Source organism: Citreimonas sp. (genome assembly GCF_042096055.1).
In the GTDB taxonomy this organism is placed as follows: domain Bacteria; phylum Pseudomonadota; class Alphaproteobacteria; order Rhodobacterales; family Rhodobacteraceae; genus Citreimonas.
The window spans coordinates 1-8,757 of sequence record NZ_JBELMH010000102.1; the positions used below are offsets into that span (position 1 = coordinate 1).

The 8,757-nt window shown below is 66.0% G+C and carries 18 protein-coding genes; all 18 read left to right on the forward strand.

Annotated elements, in window-relative coordinates; genetic code table 11:
• A partial coding sequence (gene rplB / locus ACFDTC_RS16095; RefSeq protein ID WP_375259902.1) for a 50S ribosomal protein L2 occupies positions 1-812 on the forward strand: 812 nt, incomplete at its 5' end.
• A gap of 3 nt (positions 813-815) precedes the next feature.
• Positions 816-1,094 carry a 30S ribosomal protein S19 gene (gene rpsS / locus ACFDTC_RS16100; protein ID WP_375259903.1) on the forward strand — a complete coding sequence of 93 codons (279 nt, stop codon included), beginning with the start codon at positions 816-818 and terminating at the stop codon, positions 1,092-1,094.
• Between the two features lie 3 nt (positions 1,095-1,097).
• On the forward strand, positions 1,098-1,478 hold the full coding sequence (gene rplV, locus ACFDTC_RS16105) for a 50S ribosomal protein L22 (protein WP_375259904.1): 381 nt from the start codon (positions 1,098-1,100) through the stop codon (positions 1,476-1,478).
• The gene (gene rpsC / locus ACFDTC_RS16110; protein ID WP_375259905.1) at positions 1,478-2,185 is read left to right on the forward strand and encodes a 30S ribosomal protein S3; all 708 of its coding nucleotides are present in this window, start codon (positions 1,478-1,480) and stop codon (positions 2,183-2,185) included. Before rplV ends, rpsC begins: the two co-directional genes overlap by 1 nt.
• Before the next feature lie 12 nt (positions 2,186-2,197).
• A complete protein-coding gene (rplP, locus tag ACFDTC_RS16115) occupies positions 2,198-2,611 on the forward strand; it encodes a 50S ribosomal protein L16 (RefSeq protein WP_375259906.1) in 414 nt (137 codons plus the stop codon).
• 92 nt (positions 2,612-2,703) lie between these two features.
• Positions 2,704-3,393 carry a hypothetical protein gene (locus ACFDTC_RS16120; RefSeq protein ID WP_375259907.1) on the forward strand — a complete coding sequence of 230 codons (690 nt, stop codon included), beginning with the start codon at positions 2,704-2,706 and terminating at the stop codon, positions 3,391-3,393.
• Positions 3,394-3,425: 32 nt separating this feature from the next.
• The gene (locus tag ACFDTC_RS16125; protein WP_375259908.1) at positions 3,426-4,046 is read left to right on the forward strand and encodes a TIGR02466 family protein; all 621 of its coding nucleotides are present in this window, start codon (positions 3,426-3,428) and stop codon (positions 4,044-4,046) included.
• A 176-nt stretch (positions 4,047-4,222) separates the two neighbouring features.
• Entirely contained in the window at positions 4,223-4,429 is a 207-nt protein-coding gene (gene rpmC / locus ACFDTC_RS16130) for a 50S ribosomal protein L29 (protein WP_375259909.1), read from the forward strand.
• 4 nt (positions 4,430-4,433) lie between these two features.
• Positions 4,434-4,664 (forward strand): 30S ribosomal protein S17, encoded by a 231-nt coding sequence (rpsQ, locus tag ACFDTC_RS16135; RefSeq protein ID WP_375259910.1) that lies wholly within the window; start codon positions 4,434-4,436, stop codon positions 4,662-4,664.
• 81 nt (positions 4,665-4,745) lie between these two features.
• A complete protein-coding gene (gene rplN / locus ACFDTC_RS16140; RefSeq protein ID WP_089883727.1) occupies positions 4,746-5,114 on the forward strand; it encodes a 50S ribosomal protein L14 in 369 nt (122 codons plus the stop codon).
• A complete protein-coding gene (gene rplX / locus ACFDTC_RS16145) occupies positions 5,114-5,425 on the forward strand; it encodes a 50S ribosomal protein L24 (protein ID WP_375259911.1) in 312 nt (103 codons plus the stop codon). Before rplN ends, rplX begins: the two co-directional genes overlap by 1 nt.
• Positions 5,418-5,978, forward strand: a complete 561-nt coding sequence (gene rplE, locus ACFDTC_RS16150) for a 50S ribosomal protein L5 (RefSeq protein ID WP_375259912.1) — start codon at positions 5,418-5,420, stop codon at positions 5,976-5,978. The genes rplX and rplE overlap by 8 nt, the downstream gene beginning before the upstream one ends.
• 14 nt (positions 5,979-5,992) lie before the next feature.
• Positions 5,993-6,298 (forward strand): 30S ribosomal protein S14, encoded by a 306-nt coding sequence (gene rpsN, locus ACFDTC_RS16155; protein ID WP_375259913.1) that lies wholly within the window; start codon positions 5,993-5,995, stop codon positions 6,296-6,298.
• 13 nt (positions 6,299-6,311) lie between these two features.
• Positions 6,312-6,704, forward strand: a complete 393-nt coding sequence (gene rpsH, locus ACFDTC_RS16160) for a 30S ribosomal protein S8 (protein WP_375259914.1) — start codon at positions 6,312-6,314, stop codon at positions 6,702-6,704.
• A gap of 13 nt (positions 6,705-6,717) precedes the next feature.
• Complete coding sequence (gene rplF, locus ACFDTC_RS16165) at positions 6,718-7,251, forward strand: 50S ribosomal protein L6 (protein WP_375259915.1); 534 nt, start codon at positions 6,718-6,720, stop codon at positions 7,249-7,251.
• An 11-nt stretch (positions 7,252-7,262) separates the two neighbouring features.
• Positions 7,263-7,622 (forward strand): 50S ribosomal protein L18, encoded by a 360-nt coding sequence (gene rplR, locus ACFDTC_RS16170; protein WP_375259916.1) that lies wholly within the window; start codon positions 7,263-7,265, stop codon positions 7,620-7,622.
• A 188-nt stretch (positions 7,623-7,810) separates the two neighbouring features.
• Positions 7,811-8,398 (forward strand): 30S ribosomal protein S5, encoded by a 588-nt coding sequence (gene rpsE / locus ACFDTC_RS16175; protein ID WP_375259917.1) that lies wholly within the window; start codon positions 7,811-7,813, stop codon positions 8,396-8,398.
• 3 nt (positions 8,399-8,401) lie between these two features.
• Complete coding sequence (rpmD, locus tag ACFDTC_RS16180) at positions 8,402-8,590, forward strand: 50S ribosomal protein L30 (RefSeq protein ID WP_089883735.1); 189 nt, start codon at positions 8,402-8,404, stop codon at positions 8,588-8,590.
• Positions 8,591-8,757: the final 167 nt, after the last annotated feature.

Genomic DNA, 8,757 nt, shown 5'->3' on the forward strand with positions numbered 1-8,757 from the left:
CGGGCCAGCGCGGGCTGGTGCTGATCGACCGTTCGGAGCTGTACAAAGGACGTCCCGTCAAGAGCCTCGTCGAGGGTCTGACGAAGAAGGGCGGCCGGAACAACACCGGACGGATCACCGCACGACGCCGCGGTGGCGGGGCGAAACGCCTCTACCGGATCGTCGATTTCAAGCGGACGAAGTTCGACGTGCAGGGCACCGTTGCCCGCATCGAATACGACCCCAACCGGACCGCCTTCATCGCGCTCATCCAGTACGATGACGGCGAGCAGGCCTACATCCTGGCGCCCCAGCGCCTGGGCATCGGCGACCGCGTGATCGCGTCCGCCAAGGCAGACATCAAGCCGGGCAACTGCATGCCGTTCTCGGGCATGCCGATCGGCACGATCGTCCACAACATCGAGCTGAAGCCCGGCAAGGGCGGCCAGATCGCGCGCGCCGCGGGCACCTACGCCCAGTTCGTCGGCCGTGACGGCGGCTACGCCCAGATCCGCCTGAGCTCGGGCGAACTGCGCATGGTCCGCCAGGAATGCCTCGCCACCGTGGGTGCCGTGTCGAACCCCGACAACAGCAACCAGAACTTCGGCAAGGCCGGCCGCACACGCCATCAAGGCAAGCGTCCTTCGGTCCGCGGCGTCGTCATGAACCCGATCGACCACCCCCATGGTGGTGGTGAGGGTCGGACCTCGGGCGGTCGTCACCCGGTGACCCCGTGGGGCAAGCCGACCAAGGGCAAGCGCACCCGCAACCCCAACAAGGCGTCGCAGAAGCTGATCCTGCGCTCGCGCCACGCCAAGAAGAAAGGGCGCTAAGACATGGCACGCTCTGTTTGGAAGGGCCCCTTCGTCGATGCTTACGTCCTCAAGAAGGCCGAGAAAGCACGCGATTCCGGGCGCAACGAAGTCATCAAGATCTGGTCGCGCCGTTCGACGATCCTGCCGCAGTTCGTGGGTCTCACGTTCGGCGTCTACAACGGGCACAAGCATGTGCCGGTGAACGTGACCGAGGACATGATCGGCCAGAAATTCGGTGAATACTCGCCGACGCGCACCTATTACGGGCACGCGGCCGACAAGAAAGCGAAGAGGAAATAAGCCATGGGCAAGGATAAGAATCCCCGCCGCGTGGCGGACAACGAGGCGATGGCCAAGCTGCGCATGCTGCGCACCAGCCCGCAGAAGCTCAACCTCGTCGCTCAGCTGATCCGCGGCAAGAAGGTCGAGCGCGCTCTGACCGATCTGACCTTCTCGAAGAAGCGGATCTCGGACGACGTGCGCAAGTGCCTGCAATCGGCCATCGCGAACGCCGAGAACAACCATGGCCTGGACGTCGACGAGCTGATCGTCGCCGAGGCCTATGTCGGCAAGAACCTGGTGATGAAGCGCGGACGTCCGCGGGCGCGTGGCAGGTTCGGCCGGATCAACAAGCCGTTCTCGGAAATCACCATCAAGGTGCGCCAGATCGAGGAGCAAGCCTAATGGGTAACAAGACCAATCCGATCGGCATGCGCCTGCAGGTCAACCGTACCTGGGACAGCCGCTGGTTCGCCGACACCAAGGATTACGGTGATCTGCTGCTCGAGGATATTCGCATCCGCGATTTCATCCACGAGGAGGCTAAGCAGGCCGGCATCAGCCGCGTGATCATCGAGCGTCCGCACAAGAAGTGCCGCGTCACGATCCATGCCGGCCGTCCCGGCGTGATCATCGGCAAGAAGGGCGCCGACATCGAGGTGCTGCGCAAGAAGCTGTCGAAGATGACCGACAGCGAGCTGCACCTGAACATCGTCGAGGTCCGCAAGCCGGAGCTGGACGCGCGCCTGGTGGGTGAATCGATCGCCCAGCAGCTCGAGCGCCGGGTGTCGTTCCGCCGTGCCATGAAGCGCGCGGTGCAGAACGCCATGCGCATGGGCGCGCTGGGGATCCGCGTGAACGTCGCCGGCCGTCTCGGCGGTGCCGAGATCGCGCGGACCGAATGGTACCGCGAGGGTCGCGTGCCGCTGCACACGCTGCGTGCCGACATCGACCACGCCGCCATCGACGCCCAGACGCCGTACGGCATCATCGGCATCAAGGTGTGGATCTTCCGCGGCGAGATCATGGATCATGACCCGTCCGCGCATGATCGCCGTGCGCAGGAAATCCAGGACGGTCCGGCCCCGCGTGGCGCCGGTCGCGGCCGCTAAGGAGGGGATGACATGCTTCAACCCAAACGCACCAAGTTCCGCAAGATGCAGAAGGGCCGGATCAAGGGCGAGGCCAAGGGCGGCTCGGACCTGAACTTCGGCACCTTCGGCCTGAAGGCGACCCAGCCCGAGCGCGTCACCGCGCGCCAGATCGAGGCAGCCCGCCGTGCCATGACGCGCCACATGAAGCGTCAGGGCCGCGTCTGGATCCGGATCTTCCCCGACACCCCGATCTCGGCCAAGCCGATCGAGGTCCGCATGGGCAAGGGCAAGGGTTCGGTCGACCGCTGGGCCTGCAAGGTCAAGCCGGGCCGCGTGATGTTCGAGATCGACGGCGTCAGCGAGGAGATCGCCCGCGAGGCGCTGCGCCTCGCGGCCATGAAGCTGCCGATCAAGACGCGCACCGTGGTCCGCGAAGACTGGTAAGCCCGGTCCGAGGGACGTGAACAAGGGCCCCCGGCGCGCATGCGGCGGGGGTCTTTTCGTGTCGGTTTTCGCCAAACGGCAGGAGGATGCAGATGATCGCATGGCTGCGCGTCACCCTCTCGAAGCTCGTGATGCGGGCGAGCGAGCGGGGCAATCCGCTGGCCCGGCGTCTCAACGCCCGGGCGACGCAGAATTACATCGCAAACCTGCCGCCGCATTCGGCGATCGTGCCCGGCCCGTTCGAGGTGCCCGATCTCGACCGCCCGCTGCCCGACAGCGCGCGCGCGCGGCTGTTCGGCGACCACGAACTGGTGCCGCTTGACCCCGCGCCCGTGCGGCCCGATGACCTTCTCGGCCGGCGCGCGGGCGACATCCAAACCGAACTGGGCAGCACCGGCGTGGGCAACCACGGCTTCGTCGGCATCGAGCTGGGCGAGGACTGGCTGATCGTGCCGCTGTATGCCGCCGCGCGGTGGATCGCGGTCGACGGCCGCTTGCTCGAGGACCCCGACCACGCCGCCGCGGGGCGCCCGAAACCGTGGGCGGCCGCGGACGGCTCGGCCCGTGCGCGCCTCGCCGGCGCCACCGTCACCGCCGCGCGGCTGCAGCCGGACGGGATGCGGCTGGAGCTGGACAACGGCGCGCGGATCGAGATCCAGCCCGACCCGGCCGGCCGCCCGCGCATGGAACACGGCGGCCATGCCCGCGCGTTCCTGCCCGAAGACGACCTGGCATCCGCCCTGTTCCTCAGCCCGACGCCCGTGCTGTACACCCTGGGCTGACGCCCGCCGATCCCGATCCCGGAGGAAGACCCATGCCCGACATCCGCTCGCTCTTCGCGACCCGCCTCTACCACGCCAAGCTGTCCGACCACGGCCCCGCGGTGGACAACCGCGAGCTGACCGCGTCGTGCTATTCCATCGCCGAGGACGACGAGGCCGGGCAGGAATGGTGCGAGACCGAGGGTTATCCCGGCTACACCTCGTACGCCTCGCTGACGGACTTGCCGTGGCGCTTCCCGATCTTCGCCGACGTGGTCAAGGCGCTCGACGCGCACGTGGCGGCCTTCGCGAAGGACCTGGAGTTCGACCTCGACGACAAGGCGCTGGTGCTCGAGGACATATGGATCAACGTCCTGCCCGAGGGTGGCAGCCACGGCAGCCACATCCACCCGCACTCGGTCATCTCGGGGACGACCTACGTGCAGATGCCGGGCGGGACCAGCGCGCTGAAGCTCGAGGACCCGCGCCTGCCGATGATGATGGCCGCCCCGGTGCGCAACAAGGGCGCGCGCGAGGAGCTCAAGAGCTTCGTCTACGTGACCCCCGAGGCGGGCGACGTGCTGCTGTGGGAAAGCTGGCTGCGCCACGAGGTGCCGATGAACATGGCCGAGGACGACCGCATCAGCGTCAGCTTCAACTACAAGTGGGAGTGAATCCCGCAGGGCGCCGCGGGGTCTGGCGGACGTTCCGGACCGCGTGAAGACGCGGGGTTGCCAAGTAAAGCGAAGCGGCCTATACGGCCGTTTCATCCACGGACTCCACCGGAATCAGGGTGACCCAGGGCATATGCATGGGGCTCTCCGGTGATGTTGAAAGAAGGAAGGGCGACATGAACGCCAGCGAACTCCGTGACAAGACCCCGGACCAGCTCCGGGACCAGCTTGTCCAGCTCAAGAAGGAGGCCTTCAACCTCCGATTCCAGGCGGCCACCGGCCAGTCGGAAAACACCGCGCGCATGCGCGTCGTCCGTCGCGACGTCGCCCGCGTGAAGACGATCCTGAACGAAAAGGCGGCCGCGACCGCAACGGAGGCGTAAGACAATGCCCAAGCGTATCCTGCAAGGCACCGTCACCTCGACCGCCAACGCCCAGACCGTGACCGTCCTGGTCGAGCGCCGCTTCAAGCATCCGATGATGCAGAAGACCGTCAAGCGCACCAAGAAATACCGCGCCCATGACGAGGCCGGCAGCTACTCCGTGGGCGACACCGTCCGCATCATCGAATGCGCGCCCCGGTCCAAGACCAAACGCTGGGAGGTGGTCGCGGAGTAATCCGCGCCCCCCATACCGGTTTACGAAACCCCGGGGTCAATGTCCCAGTGAAGGGCGGCCCCGGAAGTCGGGAGACACCACATGATCCAGATGCAGACCAATCTGGATGTCGCTGACAATTCCGGAGCCCGGAAGGTTCAGTGCATCAAGGTCCTCGGCGGCTCGCACCGCCGCTACGCATCGGTCGGCGACATCATCGTCGTTTCCGTCAAGGAGGCCATTCCGCGCGGCCGCGTGAAGAAGGGCGACGTCCGCAAGGCCGTCGTCGTGCGCACCGCCAAGGAAGTCCGCCGCGAGGACGGGACCGCGATCCGCTTCGACCGCAACGCAGCCGTCATCCTCAACAACGCGAACGAGCCCGTCGGCACCCGTATCTTCGGCCCGGTGGTTCGCGAGCTGCGTGCCAAGAACTTCATGAAGATCATCTCGCTTGCTCCGGAGGTGCTGTGATGGCTGCCAAACTGCGCAAGGGTGACAAGGTCATCGTCCTGGCCGGCAAGGACAAGGGCAAGACCGGCGAGATCAGCCGCGTCATGCCGACCGAAGGCAAGGCCGTGGTCGAGGGCGTGAACATCGCCATCCGCCACACCAAGCAGAGCCAGTCGAACCAGGGCGGCCGCATTCCGCAGGCCCAGCCGATCGACCTGTCGAACCTCGCCCTCGTCGATGCCAACGGCAAGCCGACGCGCGTGGGCTTCCGCATCGAAGGGGACAAGAAGGTCCGCTTCGCCAAGACCACGGGGGACGTGATCGATGCTTGATACGGCAAACTACACGCCGCGCCTCAAGGCGCAGTTCCGCGACGAGATCAAGGCCAAGCTCAAGGAAGAGTTCGGCTATGGCAACGACATGCAGGTCCCGCGCCTGGACAAGATCGTGCTGAACATCGGCTGCGGTGCCGAGGCGGTCCGCGATTCCAAGAAGGCCAAGTCGGCCGTCGAGGATCTGACCCGCATCTCGGGCCAGCAGGCCGTCGCGACGATGGCGAAGAAGTCGATCGCCGGCTTCCGCGTCCGCGAGGAAATGCCGCTGGGTGCCAAGGTGACCCTGCGCGGCGACCGGATGTACGAATTCCTCGACCGCCTGATCACCATCGCGATGCCCCGCGTCCGCGACTTCCGCGGCGTGAAGCCCAGCTTCGACGGCCGTGGCAACTTTGCCATGGGTTTGAAAGAGCACATCGTGTTTCCCGAGATCGACTTCGACAAGGTCGACGAGGTCTGGGGCATGGACATCATCATCACCACCACCGCGAGCACCGACGCGGAAGCCAAGGCGCTGTTGAAGCATTTCAACATGCCCTTCAACGCCTGAGGGAGCCGAGAATCATGGCCAAGAAAGCAATGATCGAACGCGAGAAGAAGCGTCAGCGGCTGGTGGAGAAGTACGCCGCCAAGCGCGCCGCGCTGAAGGAATTCGCGAACGACGAAAGCAAGCCGATGGAAGAGCGCTTCAAGGCGCGCCTCGAGCTTGCCAAACTGCCGCGCAACTCGTCGCCGACGCGTCTGCACAACCGCTGCCAGCTGACCGGGCGTCCGCACGCCTACTACCGCAAGCTGAAGATCAGCCGGATCATGCTGCGCAACCTCGGCTCGACGGGGCAGCTGCCCGGCGTCGTGAAGTCCAGCTGGTAAGGGAGGGCATGGTATGAACGATCCTATCGGCGATATGCTCACCCGTATCCGCAACGCGCAGATGCGCGGCAAGTCGACCACGTCGACGCCGGCATCGAAGCTGCGGGGCTGGGTGCTCGACGTTCTCGCGGACGAAGGCTACATCCGCGGCTACGAGAAGACGACCGACGTGAACGGTCACCCCGCGTTCGAGATCTCGCTCAAGTACTTCGACGGCACGCCCGTCATCCGCGAGGTCAAGCGCGTCTCGAAGCCCGGCCGCCGCGTGTACATGAGCGTTAAGGACATCCCGCAGGTCCGTCAGGGCTTGGGTGTGTCGATTGTCAGCACGTCCAAGGGCGTGATGTCGGATGCCAGCGCCCGCGCCGCCAATATCGGCGGCGAGGTGCTCTGCACCGTATTCTGAGGAGGGCTTAGGTATGTCTCGTATTGGGAAGAAACCGGTCGATATGCCCTCTGGCGTCAGCGCGTCGGTGTCGGGTCAGACGATCGAGGTGAAGGGCCCCAAGGGCACGCAGAAATTCACCGCGACCGACGACGTGACCATCGTCGTCGAGGGCGAGGCCATTTCGGTGACGCCGCGCGGCAAGTCGAAGCGCGCGCGCCAGCAGTGGGGGATGTCGCGCACGATCGTGGCGAACCTGGTGCACGGGGTTCAGAACACCTTCAAGAAAGAGCTCGAGATCCAGGGCGTCGGTTACCGCGCGCAGGTCCAGGGCAACGTCCTGAAGCTGAACCTTGGCTACAGCCACGACGTCGACTTCGCGATTCCGCAGGGTGTCACGATCACCTGCCCGCGGCCGACGGAGATCATCGTCGAAGGCCACGACAAGCAGGTGGTCGGCGAGATCGCGGCGAACATCCGCGACTGGCGCCGGCCGGAGCCGTACAAGGGGAAGGGTATCCGCTACAAGGGCGAGTACATCTTCCAGAAGGAAGGCAAGAAGAAGTAAGGACGCGACAGATGGCAAACAACAAACGTCAGCTGTTCCAGAAGCGCCGCCTGCGTGTCCGGAACAAGCTTCGGAAGACCAACGCGGGACGCGTTCGTCTTTCGGTTCACCGCTCGAACAAGAACATCAGCGTTCAGCTGATCGACGACGTTCAGGGCAAGACCCTCGCCGCCGCCTCCACGATGGAGAAGGATCTCGGCCTGGTCGGACAGAACAACGTCGAGGCGGCCGCCAAGATCGGCGCCGCGATCGCCGAGCGTGCCAAGGCCGCCGGCGTGACGGAGGCGTATTTCGACCGCGGCGGGTTCCTGTACCACGGTCGCGTCAAGGCCCTGGCCGACGCGGCCCGCGAAGGCGGTCTGAAGATCTGATGGTTCGGGGCCGGCATCGTCCGGCCCCTTCCACTGCAATGACGGGGCCGGTTGCGGCCCTTCATGGTGTAGGCGGCCGGACCCGGTAAGGGCAGGGCGCCTCGATGATCCGGGGGCGCGCGTGCGCGGCCCACCATGGATCGGGAACAAACGGCGCGAAGCGCGCCCGATATATGAGGACTTGCCGCATGGCAGAGAGAGACAACCGCCGGGGTGGTCGCCGCGACCGCGACGAGAACCCGGAATTCGCCGATCGCCTGGTCGCGATCAACCGCGTGTCGAAGACCGTCAAGGGCGGCAAGCGCTTCGGGTTCGCCGCGCTCGTCGTCGTGGGCGACCAGAAGGGCCGCGTCGGCTTCGGCAAGGGCAAGGCCAAGGAGGTCCCCGAGGCCATCCGCAAGGCCACCGAGCAGGCGAAGCGCAAGATGATCCGCGTGCCGCTGCGCGAAGGCCGCACGCTGCACCATGACGGCAAGGGCCACGCCGGCGCCGGCAAGGTCACGCTGCGCACCGCGCCGCAGGGTACCGGCATCATCGCCGGCGGCCCGATGCGCGCCGTGTTCGAGATGCTGGGCGTTCAGGACGTGGTCGCCAAGTCGACCGGGTCGCAGAACCCCTACGCGATGATCCACGCGACGCTCGACGCGCTGCAGAACCAGAACTCGCCGCGCATGGTCGCGCAGCGCCGGGGCAAGAAGGTCGTCGACATTCTGCCCAAGCGCGACGAGGCCCCGGCCTCGGGCGATCCGCAAACCCAGCTGGCCGAGGAGGCTTAATCCATGGCGAAGACCATCGTCGTCAAGCAGATCGGTAGCCCGATCCGCCGGCCCGCCAAGCAGCGCGAGACGCTGATCGGCCTGGGCCTGAACAAGATGCACAAGACCCGCGAGCTCGAGGACACTCCTTCGGTCCGCGGCATGATCAACAAGATCCCGCACCTGGTCGAGATCGTCGAAGAGCGCGGCTGAGGCCAAGCCTTCGGTTGGATACGGAAAGGCCCCCGCATCGCGCGGGGGCCTTTTTCGTTTCCGTGGTTCGACGGGGCCGGTGGCTCAGTGGCAATGCAGCGGCTGTGAGCCCGCGTGGCAGCATTGTCCGGGCGGCGAGCTCTTGCGGCAGCCGCCGCTGTGCGACA